The organism is Paeniglutamicibacter antarcticus (assembly GCF_039544305.1).
Lineage (GTDB): Bacteria > Actinomycetota > Actinomycetes > Actinomycetales > Micrococcaceae > Paeniglutamicibacter > Paeniglutamicibacter antarcticus_C.
Genome location: NZ_BAABLK010000024.1, coordinates 18,981 through 33,989 on the forward strand (window position 1 = coordinate 18,981; position 15,009 = coordinate 33,989).

Below are 15,009 nucleotides of genomic sequence, written 5' to 3' on the forward strand. Positions count from 1 at the left end.
AAATAGGTGGATGATGTCACGGGATGCGGTGCGCGTTCTACTGTTGACGCATTCATACGCTCCGGAGACTTCACCGCCGCAACGGCGGTGGGATTCATTTGTTCGCATCATGCGTCGTTCCGGGTGGGACGTTACCGTAGTCACACCAAGAACCGCTCGACCCGGCCTGCGGACAGAACCTTGGTCTAACGGACATCGAGGTTCCCACGGAGAGAAAATTCGGACCTATTTTTCGCTAGGGAAACCTCAAACCATCGCCGGCAAGGTCATCAAACACGCGGTTGATGGCGCCGCAATGCTTCCCCGAGCACTTTTCCAGCCACGTCCAAACGTCGTCATAGCAACAGTGCCAGCTCTGCCAACCTTGTTCATCGGTTTTGCCATCGCAAAGTTCTTCAGACGGCCGTTGATTATTGAGATGCGCGACGCCTGGCCTGATCTCATATCTGAATCGAGGATTCTGCGGTGGCGCTGGCTGACAGCTCTGGCGCATATAGCGGTCCGCGCGGTTCAACGCCGAGCCGCGCTCGTCGTTACCGTTACTGATGGCTTTGCTAAGGTTCTGGAGCGCGATGGCGTCGCTGCAGTGCAGACGATCCATAACGGGATAAGTACTCGGAATTTCGAACCACTTCAACCGCGACCAAAAGCACCAACGCCGAAGCTTCATGTTCTCTACCTTGGCAATCTGGGGGAGAGCCAGGGGCTCGAGTCCGTGATTAAGGCTTCAACCCTCGCCTGCGACCATGTCGAACTCCGCATCGTCGGCAGAGGGACTGCTACTGAACGTTTGCGGCGTTACGCAGAAAGCATTGGGGCTGGAGTTAGATTTGAACCGGCAGTTCGTGGCAACGCACTGAGAGCCCACTATCAATGGGCTGATACATGCGTCGTGAGTCTTCGGGACGACTGGAAGAGCTTTGAGCACACTGTGCCGTCCAAGATTTATGAGTTGCTCTCCCTCGGATGTCACATAACGGGAATCGTCAAAGGCGAAGCGGCCCAGATCATCGCCAATGCGTCCGCAGGAAACATCGTCGACCATGATCCACAGCATATTGCGGAGCTTTGGAAGCAGTTGGCCTCGGACCGGCACTTAGTTGAGGTTGGAACTGCTGGACGTGATTGGGTCTTTGAAAAAGCATCGTTGGAAAAATTGGGTGAGAAGTACGTCCAACTTATCAACGAGGTGCCCGGGGTGAGGAAAAACTGGTGAACCATTCGATGTTACCGAGCGCGGGAGGTAAGGCTCGCCAGCTCCTCAAAAACACGCGGATTGTCACGAAGATCGTCATCGACAACTTGCTTGACGATCCTCTCTATTTCTCTTTGCAGACTGCGCGTCGGCTGGATTCACGCTGGATCCGCAGATGTGCCATGGTAGGTGTTCAGCTTCTACCGAAACGCGCCACGATTCTTACCGCCTTCTGCCACTTGTTGTCCGGAAACACATCTAAGCTCGTTTCCTACATTTATGACCTCGACCTTGCTCAATTGTCTGACTCAGACTTGGCAAGACTCGGTGACATGAGTATCGCGATCCAGGATCCCGCCAGTTGCGGCTACTTGTTGAGAAATAAGATCTCCACGAATGTGGCGTATACCCGGACCCAAGCCAGATACGCCTGGTACCTCGGGGACATGCAACGTGCCATTGACATTTTGGAGCGGGCTGTCGGCTCAAGAAACAAACAGCTTCGGCACTACCAAAGCGAGCTGGAGGTCTTTGAAGGTGCGCTTCCGACGGTATCTTCGATTTCAGGAGGTGACACTGCCAAGCCTACTGAAAAAACGACTCTTCATTTTTTGACAAACTCGCTTCCGCACACTGGCAGTGGATACGCGCAACGGTCGCATTCGATTGTGACGTCCCTAAGGGACGAAGACTGGCATGTTGAGGTGCTCACGCGCGCTGGATATCCGATTTCCATCGGAAAGCTCATGGCCAAGCAGATAGACAGTGTTGATGGGATCATCTACCGTCGCGTTCTTCCAAATGAGTTTAAATCGGACATGAAATCGAAGATTCAGCAACAGGCGGATGCCCTGGCCGACGTCGTCGTGTGCATACGCCCAAGTGTTCTGCATACTACGACAGACTTTTCTAATGCTCTAGCTGTCATGGCTGTTGCTGAGTCTTTTGGGCTGCCTTGGATTTACGAGGTCCGCGGCCAACTTGCGGATACCTGGGCTTCGACACGGCCGAAGAACGCGAGCGATTCCCAGCGGTACAAGTTGTTCAAGGAGCGAGAAGCCTTTGTCGCTTCGCGAGCCTCCCACGTAATCACGTTGGGCGGAGCCATGAAATCACAACTGATTGAGCATGGTGTGCCCGCTGACCGGATTTCCATCGCGCCAAACGCCATCGGAGGCGAATATCTTGACCTCCCTATGAACCGAAAAGACGCCCGTCAAAAGCTCGGATTGTCCACTGATCTCGAGTATGTGGGCACCGTCAGTAGCTTGGTCGGATACGAAGGATTGGACCTTTTGATTGCAGCCGCAGCTGAGCTGATCCCGGAGAATCCGAGGCTTCGCATCCTGATAGTTGGCAGCGGTGTTGAAACTAACAATCTCGTTGAATTGAGCAAGCAGTTAGGCATTGCAGAGTACTGCATTTTTCCTGGACGCGTCCCGCGCAAGGACGCTCGAACTTATCACTGTGCGTTAGATATTTTCGTTGTGCCGCGACGAGACCTGTCAGTGACTCGAGCGGTAACCCCGTTGAAGCCCGTGGAAGCGCTGGCCTGCGAAATCCCTGTCATTGCAGCTGACTTGCCTGCCCTGCGCGAGTTGGTGGTGCATGACGTAACGGGTTTGTTGGTGAAGCCAGAGGATCCGCACCTGCTAGCAGGCGCTATTAGAACATTGCTCCAAAATCCCTCGAAGAGGGCTTCGATGGGACAGGCCGGTAGACAGATCATGCTCGCAGAACGGACGTGGAAAGCGAATGCCCAAAAGCTGTCCGAGATTTACCAGAAGATCACAACTAAACGGCAATGAATGGATGAATGCAGTATTCTGAACGAGGCTACGGAACGTAGCCTCGTAAACTTCAGTGCCAAGGCGGGTTGTTTAGCACGCCTCGGTGCGACCATTCGAACCAAGGGGAAACGTCATAGTGACGAGTATTAAAGAAGTTGCCGTAGTCGGACTTGGCTACATCGGCCTACCTACCGCGGCCATCCTTGCCTCCAAGGGCATCATCGTCAAAGGCGTGGACGTAACTCCCCGAACGGTGGACGCAGTCAACCGCGGAGAGGTTCCATTCGTCGAACCGGCACTTGGTGATTTTGTTGCGGCGGCAGTTGCTGCCGGCACGTTGACCGCCAGCTTCGATACTCCTACTGCCGACGCCTACATCGTGGCCGTTCCTACTCCGTTCAATGGCGACCACACTGCTGATCTGTCCTACATCGAGGCAGCAGCCGACAAGATTGCCCCACAGCTCCGCGGCAACGAGCTGGTCATCTTGGAGTCAACTTCCCCTCCAGGAGCCACCCAGCACATGGCCGACCGTTTGTTGGCCGCTCGCCCGGACTTGGACTCCTCGACCTTGCACATCGCGCACTGCCCTGAGCGCGTTTTACCCGGCCGCGTCATGGAAGAACTGGTGACCAACGACCGGATTGTCGGAGGCATTACGCCCCTGGCTGCTCAGATGGCCAAGGACCTCTACAGCGTCTTCTGTGAGGCTGAGATCCTCATCAGTGATGCGACAACCGCTGAAATGGCGAAACTGGTAGAGAACTCGTACCGCGACGTGAATATTGCGTTCGCCAACGAGTTGTCCGTGATCTCCGACAAGCTCGACATCAATGTGTGGGAGCTCATTGAGCTCGCCAACCACCACCCGCGCGTCAATATCCTGCAGCCGGGTCCCGGTGTTGGTGGGCACTGCATCGCGGTTGACCCGTGGTTTATCGTGGCAGCTGCCCCGGAGGAATCGAAGCTGATTCGCCAGGCCCGGGAAACCAATGACGCAAAGCCCGGCTGGGTTGTTGACAAGGTCATCCAGTCGACCCAGACCGCTGGCTTCAACGGCAAGGTAGCCGTTCTTGGTCTTGCCTTCAAAGCCAACATCGATGACCTGCGTGAATCCCCATCGATTGCCATTGCGCGATCCCTGGCCGACACAGCACGTGACGTTGAATTCCTCGTCGTCGAACCTCACATCGAGGAACTGCCCAAGGCGCTCCTCGGTCTGAACAACGTCCGGTTGGCAACCACTGAAGAGGCCATTGAAGGCGCATCCACCGTAGTGGTACTGGTCGACCACGACCAGTTCAAGACCGTACCGGCCACCGCGTTGGCAGGCAAGGACATCATAGATACCCGCGGTCTTTGGCGCTAGGCTGAGCAACATACTCGTATCAACACCATCATTCGCCCCAACGAATAGGTAATCGTGAAGAAAATCATGCCGATTTACGGCACCCGGCCAGAAGCCATCAAGGTGGCTCCAATCGTCAAGGCCCTAATCGAATCCCCGGACTTTGACTGCGTAGTGACCGTTACAGGGCAGCACCGCGAAATGCTCGACCAAGTCAACGAACTCTTTGACATCACGCCAGATTACGACCTTGACGTCATTCAGCCCCGCCAAACGCTGAACTCCTTGCTCACCAAGACCATCAACGGTCTGGATGAGATCTTTGAGAAGGAAAAGCCGGACGCGGTAGTAGTCCAGGGCGACACGACCACGTCGACTGCAGGCGCCATCGCGGCGTTCTACCGGGGAATTCCGGTGATCCACGCAGAAGCCGGCCTACGCAGCTACGACATTTTCTCTCCGTTCCCGGAAGAGGCAAACCGGAAGTTGACTTCCCAAATTGCCAGCCTCCACCTCGCACCAACAACGTTGAGCCAACTCAACCTCGTCAATGAAACAATCGATCCCAAGACCATCGCTGTCACCGGCAATACCGTGATCGACGCGTTGTTCGCCGTTGTGGAAAAGAACATCCCGTTCAGCGATCCCGGTCTTGAGCAGCTCGTTGCCTCGGGCCGCAAGATTGTGTTGGTGACAACCCACCGTCGGGAAAACCAAGGCGAACCGATGCGGGGCATTGGCCGTGCGTTGGCTCGCTTGGCTGCGATCCAGCCGGATGTTGAATTCATCCTTCCGCTGCACCGCAACCCTGCCGTTAGGGAAGCCCTTCTCCCGGAGATCGAGGGGCGGGTAAACATCACTCTGACGGAACCACTGGCCTACGGTGAGTTCACACGCCTCATTGCCGCAGCGAACATCGTTTTGACCGACTCCGGGGGTGTGCAGGAAGAAGCCCCGAGCTTGGCCAAGCCTGTCCTGGTGATGCGCGAAAATACCGAACGGCCCGAAGCAGTGGTGGCCGGAACTGTGAAGCTGATCGGAACCGACGAAGAGAAGATCTTTGAGTCGGTCCAGTTGCTGCTGAACGATCCAGCAGTCTACGAGCAGATGGCATTGGCTTCGAATCCGTACGGCGATGGCAAGGCTGCCCAACGTACGGTTGCTGCGATTGCCGAGCTTCTCGGTGTTGGCATCCGCATGGATGATTTTGACTCTAATCTGCCGTCCGAGTCGAGCCTCGTGGATGCGGCAAGCATCTAGTTAGCGCAAATGCAGAAGGTCTTATTCCACTACTTGGGGTTGTGGAACGAGGCCTTCTGTTGTTCTATCGGCATGGTTTTTAACCTGCGGCAAGGGCCCAAACCTGTCCGACGGAGTTGGGCATTCAGGGGGTAACGACCCCGGTCTCATACGCGATGACAACTGCCTGTACCCGATCCCTGGCGCTGAGCTTTGCCAGTATGTGTCCGACGTGGGTCTTCACAGTTGCTTCCGAAAGGAACAACCCCGTTGCGATTTCTGGATTGGACCGGCCATTGGCAATGAGCTCAAAGACTTCCCGTTCGCGTGGGGTCAACGAATCCACCGCGGTGACGTGGGCACTGTTGGGAAGGGCGGAACGCCTCAGCATCGGCGCCACGTGGTCAAGAAGCCGCCGCGTGGTGGAGGGAGCGATGACTGCATCGCCGCGATATACCGTACGGATGGATTCGAGTAGTTCTTCCGGCGGCGCATCCTTAAGGAGAAATCCACTGGCGCCTGCCTGGATTGCCGAAAGCGCATACTCATCAATGTCGAAGGTCGTTAAGACAATGATCTTGGGACCGGACCCGCTCCGCGGTTGTTTGGAGAGCAGAAATTCTGTTGTCTCAATGCCGTCCATTTCCGGCATGCGCACGTCCATGGGAATGACATCCGCCGACGCGAGAGCGGATGAAGCTATGGCCTCGCGTCCGTTGGAAGCCTCTGCAACTACTTCAAGATCTATCTGGGAGTTGATGAGCATGCGAAAGCCACTGCGAACCAACAGTTGGTCATCGACGAGCGCTACGCGGATCGGGTATTTTTTAGTCAAGATTTCTAGTCCTCGGTATAGGGGATGAATACTGCCACGTAGAACCCACCACCGACCGTAGGCTTCGCATCAACATGTCCATCGAAGAGGGATACGCGTTCTGCCATGCCACGAAGGCCTTGACCCTCCTCGGTGGTACCAAGGGCACCTGCGCCGCGGCCGTTGTCTGATACGTCCAACTGCAGGCCACGATAATCCCAGCTGAGACTGACATTTGCGGTGGTGGCGGGCCCCGCGTGCTTCAACACATTCGTGAGTGCTTCCTGCATGGCGCGAAATATTGTGAGCTCTGCACCGGCTGGGAGGGAGCGTCTCGGGGTTCCTGTCTGCGTGAATTTGATTCCTATCCCGCTCATTCGAGTGGCTTCCAAAAGCTCGGGCACATCGACCAATCGTGGCAGCGGGCGGGTGGAGGCTTCCTCATCACTGCGCAGCACGCCGAGAAGGCGGCGCATTTCACGCAATGAACTACGCCCGGTTTGGGAAATAGTGGCCAGTGTTTCGCGTGCGACAGATGGATCGTTCTCACTGGCGTAGCGGGCCCCATCTGACTGGGCAATGATCACCGAGAGTGAATGAGCCACGATGTCGTGCATCTCCCTGGCAATGTGGCTGCGTTCATCTGCTGCCGCGAGCTCGCGTTCCTGCTCCCGTTCAACTTCCAGTCTGCGGGTTCTCTCTTCAAGGGCTTGCAACGTGATCCTCCGGGCACGGGCCAGATCGCCAAAGGTCCACGCAACCAGCACAACAAGTCCAAGGCCAATGAAATTGGCGACAGTTCCATCCAAACTCCGGGCCCCGCCAAAGTACGACCACCTCAGGCTGGCAAGGACTGCACCAACAAACCCCGCGGAGAGGCCGGCGTAGGATTGCCACCGCTTGCCAAATGCGGCCATGGTGTAGATCGTGATCGGCACGGCAATCTGGGAAGGCATCAGTTCGTCCAGCACGATGACCTGAACCAGATGTGCAGCGATAATGATCCCGGCCGCAAATCCGGGGCGACAGCGTCGCCAGATCAGAGGAAGTGTCTGCGCCGAAGCCAGGATAACGACAAAAGGCGCGTAGCCGTTGGCAGCGTACGCAACGCTGGATAGGAGTCCGAAGAGCAACCAGACGGCGAGTCCGAAAATAAGGTCGACCTTGTTCGGATTCGAACGAATCCATTTATCTATCGTGCGGTGTGGCGTCATTGATTCCTGCGTTGGCGATGGTCTGTTCCTGCGTTCGCTTCCAAGTTTACGTGGCTTAGAGCAAGGTGCGCGTCGTTCCGTGGGATGAGAACAGGGTGCCATCAGATGAAGATCTGTTCATCATTTGAGATGGGTTGTTCACATAATGATACGAGTCGATAAACTCATGTGTCATGAGTGAATTCTTGAATATTGCCGTCATTCCTGGTGATGGCATTGGTCCCGAAGTAACCGCTGAGGCCGTGAAGGTCCTGAAGAAGGCCACCGAAGCCGCGGATGTGCGCTTGGTGCTGACCGACTACACGCTCGGCGCCGAGCACTGGCTGAAGACCGGCGAGACGCTGCCCGAGGAGACCTTGTCAGCCTTGCGCAACCATGATGCCATTCTGTTCGGCGCCGTGGGCGCGGCTCCAGGGGACACCCGTATCCCTTCAGGCTTGATCGAACGCGAACTGCTGCTCAAACTGCGCTTCAGCCTCGACCACTTCGTGAACCTCCGCCCGGCGAAACTCTACCCCGGTGTCCCGAGTCCGTTGGCCGAACCGGGCGAGATCGACTTCATCGTCGTCCGTGAAGGAACGGAAGGTCCCTACGTTGGCAACGGAGGTGCGCTGCGTGTGGGAACCCCGCACGAAATTGCCACGGAGGTCTCGGTGAACACGGCCCACGGCGTTGAACGCGTGGTTCGCGATGCGTTCCGCCGTGCCAGTGAGCGGCCCCGGAAGCACGTGACCTTGGTGCACAAGCACAATGTGCTGGTCTACGCGGGGCACCTCTGGCGACGCACGGTTGAAGCAGTGGCCCAGGAATTCCCGAACGTCACACACGACTACCTGCACGTGGATGCCGCAACGATCTTCATGACCACCAGTCCCTCGCGCTTTGACGTGATCGTTACCGACAACCTCTTTGGCGACATCCTCACGGATCAGGCAGGTGCTATCACCGGCGGTATCGGTCTGGCTGCCTCGGGGAACATCAATATGGACCGCACAGCGCCCTCGATGTTCGAACCCGTCCACGGGTCGGCGCCGGACATCGCTGGCCAGCAAAAAGCGGATCCCACCGCCGCGATCCTTTCCGCAGCGCTGATGCTTGACCACCTTGGCCTGTCCGAGGCTGCGCGCCGGGTGGAGGAGGCTGTGGAAAGCGACATCGCTTCCCGCGATGAAATGACCGATCCACGCACTACCGCCGAAATTGGCGATGCAATCGTCGCCTCTCTGGCTTAAGGTGGTGGGATAGGTTCTTCAAGGAACCAAATCTTGCTGGTGGCAAGCCTCGATGGGCTTGCCACCTCACCACCTGTCGAAGAGGAAGCCTGACGGCATCATGGAATTCACTGAAGATCTCTCAACACACCGTAAAAGCGATCAGGAACGCGCCGACATCTTGGCCAACCCAGGTTTTGGGGATTTCTTCACCGACCACACTGCTGTCATTGACTGGAGGGCCAACGGCGAGGGCCCTGAGGGGACATGGGCCAATGCGCGCATAGAAGCCTATGGGCCGATCGCCATGGATCCTGCAGCCTCGGTCTTGCACTACGGCCAGGAGATCTTCGAGGGCCTGAAGGCCTACCGCCATGCAGATGGCAGCGTCTGGACCTTTCGCCCCCATGCCAACGCGGCACGGCTGAATCGTTCGGCATTGCGTTTGGCACTGCCGCAGCTGGACGAGGACGTCTTCGTCGAATCTTTGCGCCGGCTGGTCGCAACTGACGTTGATTGGGTTCCCTCCGGTGACGGGGAAGCCCTGTACCTTCGCCCGTTCATGATCGCCACCGAAGCCTTCCTGGGAGTTCGGGCGGCCCGTGAGGTCTCCTACCGGGTCATCGCTTCCCCTGCCGGGAACTACTTTGGCGGAGAACTCAAGCCCGTCGGGATCTGGGTTGCCCATAACTACGCACGTGCGGGTCGCGGCGGCACGGGCGCGGCCAAATGCGGAGGCAACTACGCTGCATCCCTGATAGCTCAGCTGGAAGCCGAACAACACGGTTGCAAGCAGGTGCTCTTCCTTGATCCGTTCAATGACGAGGCCGTGGAAGAACTCGGCGGCATGAACGTCTTCTTTGTGATGAAGGGCGGCAAGCTCGTCACCCCGCGCCTGACCGGAACTATCCTTGAGGGTGTCACGCGTTCCTCGATCTTGCAGCTTGCCAAGGACCGCGGGATGGACGTCCAGGAGCGCACCATCACCCTGGGCGAGTGGCGCGAGGGAATCGCCAATGGCGCGATCGAAGAGGTCTTTGCTTGTGGCACCGCTGCGGTCATCACCCCGATCGGCGTCCTGAAGAACGGCGAGGAGCACATCGGGGACCCGGAGGCCCCGGCGGGCAAGATCACCATGGCGCTGCGCACCGAGCTGCTCGGTATCCAGACGGGGGTCCTTGAGGACCGCCATGGCTGGTTGGAACAACTGGCCTAGTCGCAAGTAAAATTGATGGGCGGGATTCGTAACGAATTCCGCCCTTTCAAGTGTTTGGGGGAGTACCCCGACTCAATTTCCATAGAATGGTTCCCATGCGTATTTTGGTCACCGGTGGCGCCGGCTACATCGGATCCCACACAGTCTTGTTGCTTCTTGAAGAGGGTCATGAGGTCCACGTCTACGACAACTTGAGTAACTCCTCCCCGGAAGCATTACGCCGTGTCGCCGAACTCACCGGGCACAACGCACAGCTGCATGTTGGTGACTTGCTCGATGAGAAGCATCTGGCGGAAGTATTCGAAAAGACCGCGCCCCAGGCAGTGATCCACTTTGCCGGGCTCAAGGCCGTGGGGGAGTCGGTGTCAAAGCCTTTGGCCTATTACCGCAACAACGTCACCGGCACGTTGAACCTGCTCGATGCCATGGATGCCCATGACGTGCGCACACTGGTCTTCAGCTCTTCGGCAACCGTCTACGGGGAAACCACCCAGTTGCCCATCAACGAATCCACCGCACTCTCGGCAACCAACCCCTACGGACGCACCAAGCTCCACATCGAATACATGCTTGATGACCTGGCGGCCTCGGATGAGCGGTGGGCCATCGCGAAACTGCGGTATTTCAACCCGGTTGGTTCCCACGAATCCGGACGCATCGGTGAGGACCCGCAGGGCATCCCCAACAACCTCATGCCTTTTATCGCCCAGGTAGCCGTGGGAGTCCGCGAGAAGGTCAACGTCTTCGGCGCAGACTACCCAACCCCGGACGGCACCGGCGTGCGCGACTACATCCATGTGCTGGATCTTGGTGCGGGACACCTTGCAGCGCTCGAATACCTGCACGATCACGGTGGCCTTCACGCCTGGAACCTCGGAACCGGACACGGTTCCTCGGTGCTCGAGGTAATCCAGGCTTTCGCTCGGACCTCGGAGCGCGCAATACCTTACGAGATCGTGGACCGCCGCCCCGGGGATGTTGCTTCAAGTTACGCGGATCCTGCCCTGGCCCGAGAGGAAATCGGCTGGAAAGCCGAACGTGGTCTCGAGCAGATGGTCGAAGACATGTGGCGCTGGCAGTCGTCGAATCCTCATGGCTACCCGGACGAAACCCCGGCCGTGCAAGAGGACGAGACCGAGGCCACACCAAAGATGCCCAAAAAAACAAATCGGCATTCCGGAACCGATGAAACCACTAGGATTTAGCCCATGCTTATTGCTCGTTTTGTCGTTGACAATGACCCCCTGTACGGCGTGGTGGAAGATGACGAGGTCATCGTCATTGCCGGTGACCCGTTCTTTCAAGGAATCAAGCCAACCGGTGCCAGGCACAAGCTTGAAGATGTCCGTTTGCTGGCCCCGATCATTCCCCGCTCCAAGGTGGTTGGCTTCGCGCGCACCTACCCGAACCACGCAGCCGAAGGAGGCAACGAGGTTCCCGCCGAGCCCTTGATGTTCCTGAAGCCAAACACGACGGTGGTCGGTTCGGGTGATCCGATCACCTTGCCCAGCTACTCGGAGGATGTTGCCTACGAGGGCGAACTGGCTGTGGTCATCGGACGCATCTGCAAGGACGTTCCGGCGGAAAAGGCCCAGGACGTCATTTTTGGCTACACGATCGCCAATGACCTCACCGCGCGTGACGCCGTGCGTCCCGGCGCACCTTGGGCCCGCGTCAAGGGCTGGGACGGATCCTGCCCGCTAGGTCCATGGATCCAGACCGAACTGGATCACGAGGATGCCCAGCTGACCACGCGGCTGGACGGCGAGGTTGTCCAGGAAGGCAACACCTCCGAGATGGTGTGGAGCATCAACGAGCTCATCGCCTATGCCTCCGAATCCTTCACCCTGCTTCCGGGGGATGTGATCCTGACTGGAACCCCCGCGGGAGTGGGCCAGGTCATCGAGGGCCAACGCGTTGAAGTGGAGATTGAAGGAATAGGAACGTTGTCCAACACCTTCCGCCGCTAGCAGCGGTGACTTCCTGCTTATGTCGATGTGGCCCCGTTATTTCCGGGGCCACACTCGCTTAACTGCCGCCGCCGGGGCCACACGCGTTGCCGCTTGCGGGCTGGTTGCCTGCTGCGGCATAGAATGGTCAAATCATGACTGATGCTTCCCTCATTCCCACCGTGACCGATGAAACCCCCGTCCGCGTACGCTTTTGCCCGTCCCCGACCGGCACACCGCACGTTGGCCTGATCCGCACGGCCCTGTTCAACTGGGCCTACGCCCGCCATACCGGCGGAAAGATGATCTTCCGCATTGAAGACACCGATGCCAAGCGAGACTCCGAAGAGAGCTACCACCAACTCCTTGACGCCCTGGACTGGCTCGGCATCACCTGGGATGAAGGCGTCAACGTCGGCGGACCCCACGAACCCTATCGCCAGTCCCAGCGCGGGGACATCTACCAAGACGTCATTGCCAAGCTGCGCGCCGGTGGGCACGTCTATGAATCCTTCTCCACACCCGAGGAAGTCGAAGCACGCCACAAAGCGGCCGGCAGGGATCCGAAGCTCGGATACGACGGGTACGACCGGACCCTGAGCGAGGAACAAGTCGCTGCCTTCCGCGCAGAGGGCCGCGAGCCGGTGCTGCGCGTGCGCATGCCCGACGAGGACCTGACGTTCACCGACCTGGTGCGCGGTGAAATCACCTTCAAGGCCGGTTCGGTTCCCGACTTCGTGGTCGTCCGCGCCAACGGCCAGCCGCTCTACACCTTGGTCAACCCCGTTGATGACGCGCTAATGGGAATCACCCACGTGTTGCGCGGCGAGGACCTGCTTTCCTCGACGCCGCGCCAAATCGCCCTGTACCGTGCGCTGATCGCTATTGGTGTCGCCGCATACATGCCGCTCTTCGGCCACCTGCCCTACGTGATGGGGGCGGGAAATAAGAAGCTCTCCAAGCGTGATCCCGAATCCAGCCTGTTCCTTCACCGGGACCGCGGGTTCATCCCCGAGGGCCTGTTGAATTACCTTTCACTGCTGGGCTGGTCTTTGAGCGCGGACGAGGACATCTTCACCCGCGAAGAGCTCATCGCCAAGTTCGATATCCACGACGTGCTCTCGAACCCCGCACGCTTTGACATCAAGAAGGCCGAAGCCATCAACGGCACTCATGTGCGAATGCTGGACGCCGAGGATTTCCGCGCACGTTTGGTTCCGTACCTGCAGGCGCACGGACTGGTGGGGGAGACGCTCACCGATCGCCAAAACGAGATCCTCGCCGAAGCCGCACCCTTGGTGCAGGAACGCATCACACTTCTGGGCGAAGCACCGGAAATGCTGGAGTTCCTCTTCACCGAGGATTCATCCATCGAGCCTGCGGCCGACGCTCTGAAGGGACTGCCGGAAAACACGGCCGAGGTCCTGGACGCAGGAATCGCCGCCTTGGAGGCGGCTCCACAATGGAATGCCGAAACCATCCAAGACGTCTTGAAGTCCGCGCTGGTGGAAGGGTTGGGAATCAAGCCGCGTCATGCTTTTGGTCCCATCCGCACGGCGGTCTCAGGCAAGCGCATCTCACCGCCTCTCTTTGAATCCATGGTGATCCTGGGCAAGGAGTCCTCGATGAACCGCGTACGCGCGTTCCGGGCCACCCGGTAGCCGGGAGCAGCGAAGAATCATGGAGAACACGAAAGACGCCCTCGGGCCGACTCACGGAATAAGCACCGCCACTCGGATCGAGGGAGTCCTCTTTGACATCGATGACACCCTGGTTGACTTGAACTCCGCGGCGATCCAAGGCTTTCACCAGCTCACCGGCGGGGACTTCGGCGAGATACCCGCTTCCCGGCGCGAGGAAGTGGCCCGGGACTACGCCAATGACGGCGCAGGAGCCTACGAACGCTACATGACCGGTGAGCTGACGTTCCTTGGCCAGCGCGTCGAGCGTATCCGGCGGGCCTATGGACTCGCGGGTGTTCAAGCCCCACCGGCGGAGGCCATGGGTGATTGGAGCACCAGATACGAGGACGTGGTGCAAAGTTTGTGGGCGCCTTTCCCCGATGTCCACGAATGTCTTGATGCCCTGGATGAGCTCTCGATCCCCTATGGGGCTGTGAGCAACAATGTGGAGAGCTACCAGCGAAACAAGCTCAAACTTTCTGGCCTGCACAGGATAGATGTCCTCGTGGGTTCGGACACCGTTGGGGCACCGAAGCCCGATCCTCGTCCGTTTCACGAAGGGTGCCGGCTGCTGGGAAGCAGCCATGGTGCCACCTTGTACGTAGGAGACAACCCGGTCAACGACGTACAGGGAGCCGCCAATGCGGGCCTTCAAGGACTCCTGTTGGATCGTGCGGCAGATCACAAAACGCAGTCGGCGGGAATCCTGTCGAATCTGGGTACTTTCGCGACGGAAATGCGTATGAACTCGGGGATGTGGGGCCGTTAGGCCCCTAGTGGCCACCTGATTTGTACTTTGTGCGGATCCGCCGGTATAGTTATTTCTCGTGCTGAGGCGCAGGAAAGCTTTCGACAAGAGAGCCGGAGGGTGAGCTCAAGCGCTGTGGGGTATGGTGTAATTGGCAACACACTGGTTTCTGGTACCAACATTCTAGGTTCGAGTCCTGGTACCCCAGCGTCACGGTCTTCGCGAAAGCGGAGACCGGTCTGCTTGGGGGGCGAAAGTCCTCCGAGCAGAGCATACGGCCCCATCGTATAGCGGCCTAGTACGCTGCCCTCTCACGGCGGTAACACGGGTTCGAATCCCGTTGGGGTCACGATTCAGGTGAATCGGACGGTAACAGTCCTAAAACGTTGCAGCTATGCGGCCCCATCGTATAGCGGCCTAGTACGCTGCCCTCTCACGGCGGTAACGCGGGTTCGAATCCCGCTGGGGTCACCAGCGCAAAGGTTCCAGACCACGGTTTGGAACCCTTTGTATTTAACCTCGGCTTCCGTTTCTTAGCGAACAATGAAGCCGCGCTTGCAACTATAAAGCCCAACTCTTTGGCATGATGTAGTGGTGACTACT

General features: G+C 58.2%; 12 protein-coding genes and 3 tRNA genes. 13 read left to right on the plus strand and 2 right to left on the minus strand.

The genetic code is table 11. The features are described from left to right. Nucleotides 1–10 precede the first annotated feature (10 nt). The 4 genes from ABEA12_RS07250 to wecB all read left to right on the plus strand — a co-directional run bounded on the left by ABEA12_RS07250 (nt 11) and on the right by wecB (nt 5,593). On the plus strand, nt 11–1,216 hold the full coding sequence (locus ABEA12_RS07250) for a glycosyltransferase family 4 protein (RefSeq protein WP_210100575.1): 1,206 nt from the start codon (nt 11–13) through the stop codon (nt 1,214–1,216). Further along, nucleotides 1,213–3,003: a glycosyltransferase family 4 protein gene (locus tag ABEA12_RS07255; protein ID WP_210100576.1), complete on the plus strand. Its 1,791-nt coding sequence runs from the start codon at nt 1,213–1,215 to the stop codon at nt 3,001–3,003. Before ABEA12_RS07250 ends, ABEA12_RS07255 begins: the two co-directional genes overlap by 4 nt. Before the next feature lie 118 nt (nt 3,004–3,121). After that, nucleotides 3,122–4,354 carry a UDP-N-acetyl-D-mannosamine dehydrogenase gene (gene wecC, locus ABEA12_RS07260; protein ID WP_210100577.1) on the plus strand — a complete coding sequence of 411 codons (1,233 nt, stop codon included), beginning with the start codon at nt 3,122–3,124 and terminating at the stop codon, nt 4,352–4,354. A gap of 54 nt (nt 4,355–4,408) precedes the next feature. Then, nucleotides 4,409–5,593, plus strand: a complete 1,185-nt coding sequence (gene wecB / locus ABEA12_RS07265; protein ID WP_210100578.1) for a non-hydrolyzing UDP-N-acetylglucosamine 2-epimerase — start codon at nt 4,409–4,411, stop codon at nt 5,591–5,593. Between the two features lie 124 nt (nt 5,594–5,717). On the opposite strand, the gene ABEA12_RS07270 is transcribed toward wecB, so the two are convergent. Both ABEA12_RS07270 and ABEA12_RS07275 read right to left on the minus strand, forming a co-directional pair. Beyond that, the gene (locus tag ABEA12_RS07270) at nt 5,718–6,407 is read right to left on the minus strand and encodes a response regulator (RefSeq protein ID WP_210100579.1); all 690 of its coding nucleotides are present in this window, start codon (nt 6,405–6,407) and stop codon (nt 5,718–5,720) included. 5 nt (nt 6,408–6,412) lie between these two features. Continuing rightward, nucleotides 6,413–7,600, minus strand: coding sequence for a sensor histidine kinase (locus ABEA12_RS07275; protein WP_210100580.1), 1,188 nt, complete (start codon nt 7,598–7,600; stop codon nt 6,413–6,415). 173 nt (nt 7,601–7,773) lie between these two features. On the opposite strand from ABEA12_RS07275, the gene ABEA12_RS07280 reads away from it, so the two are divergent. The 9 genes from ABEA12_RS07280 to ABEA12_RS07320 all read left to right on the plus strand — a co-directional run bounded on the left by ABEA12_RS07280 (nt 7,774) and on the right by ABEA12_RS07320 (nt 14,880). Next, nucleotides 7,774–8,832: a 3-isopropylmalate dehydrogenase gene (locus tag ABEA12_RS07280; RefSeq protein ID WP_210100581.1), complete on the plus strand. Its 1,059-nt coding sequence runs from the start codon at nt 7,774–7,776 to the stop codon at nt 8,830–8,832. 100 nt (nt 8,833–8,932) lie between these two features. Beyond that, nucleotides 8,933–10,027, plus strand: a complete 1,095-nt coding sequence (locus tag ABEA12_RS07285; RefSeq protein ID WP_210100582.1) for a branched-chain amino acid aminotransferase — start codon at nt 8,933–8,935, stop codon at nt 10,025–10,027. 95 nt (nt 10,028–10,122) lie between these two features. Further along, complete coding sequence (galE, locus tag ABEA12_RS07290; protein WP_210100583.1) at nt 10,123–11,232, plus strand: UDP-glucose 4-epimerase GalE; 1,110 nt, start codon at nt 10,123–10,125, stop codon at nt 11,230–11,232. Between the two features lie 3 nt (nt 11,233–11,235). Beyond that, nucleotides 11,236–11,997 carry a fumarylacetoacetate hydrolase family protein gene (locus ABEA12_RS07295; RefSeq protein WP_210100584.1) on the plus strand — a complete coding sequence of 254 codons (762 nt, stop codon included), beginning with the start codon at nt 11,236–11,238 and terminating at the stop codon, nt 11,995–11,997. A 134-nt stretch (nt 11,998–12,131) separates the two neighbouring features. Continuing rightward, the gene (gltX, locus tag ABEA12_RS07300; RefSeq protein WP_210100585.1) at nt 12,132–13,637 is read left to right on the plus strand and encodes a glutamate--tRNA ligase; all 1,506 of its coding nucleotides are present in this window, start codon (nt 12,132–12,134) and stop codon (nt 13,635–13,637) included. 19 nt (nt 13,638–13,656) lie between these two features. After that, nucleotides 13,657–14,427 (plus strand): HAD family hydrolase, encoded by a 771-nt coding sequence (locus ABEA12_RS07305; RefSeq protein WP_210100586.1) that lies wholly within the window; start codon nt 13,657–13,659, stop codon nt 14,425–14,427. Nucleotides 14,428–14,542: 115 nt separating this feature from the next. Then, nucleotides 14,543–14,614 (plus strand) — tRNA-Gln (locus tag ABEA12_RS07310). Nucleotides 14,615–14,682: 68 nt separating this feature from the next. Next, nucleotides 14,683–14,755 (plus strand) — tRNA-Glu (locus ABEA12_RS07315). A 49-nt stretch (nt 14,756–14,804) separates the two neighbouring features. Then, nucleotides 14,805–14,880 (plus strand) — tRNA-Glu (locus ABEA12_RS07320). Nucleotides 14,881–15,009 lie beyond the last annotated feature (129 nt).

Coding starts and splice junctions, on each gene's coding strand:
- ABEA12_RS07275 (WP_210100580.1), bottom strand. CDS start 7,600: ATGACGCCACACCGCACGATAGATAAATGGATTCGTTCGAATCCGAAC.
- ABEA12_RS07250 (WP_210100575.1), top strand. CDS start 11: ATGATGTCACGGGATGCGGTGCGCGTTCTACTGTTGACGCATTCATAC.
- gltX (WP_210100585.1), top strand. CDS start 12,132: ATGACTGATGCTTCCCTCATTCCCACCGTGACCGATGAAACCCCCGTC.
- ABEA12_RS07305 (WP_210100586.1), top strand. CDS start 13,657: ATGGAGAACACGAAAGACGCCCTCGGGCCGACTCACGGAATAAGCACC.
- ABEA12_RS07295 (WP_210100584.1), top strand. CDS start 11,236: ATGCTTATTGCTCGTTTTGTCGTTGACAATGACCCCCTGTACGGCGTG.
- ABEA12_RS07280 (WP_210100581.1), top strand. CDS start 7,774: ATGAGTGAATTCTTGAATATTGCCGTCATTCCTGGTGATGGCATTGGT.
- ABEA12_RS07285 (WP_210100582.1), top strand. CDS start 8,933: ATGGAATTCACTGAAGATCTCTCAACACACCGTAAAAGCGATCAGGAA.
- galE (WP_210100583.1), top strand. CDS start 10,123: ATGCGTATTTTGGTCACCGGTGGCGCCGGCTACATCGGATCCCACACA.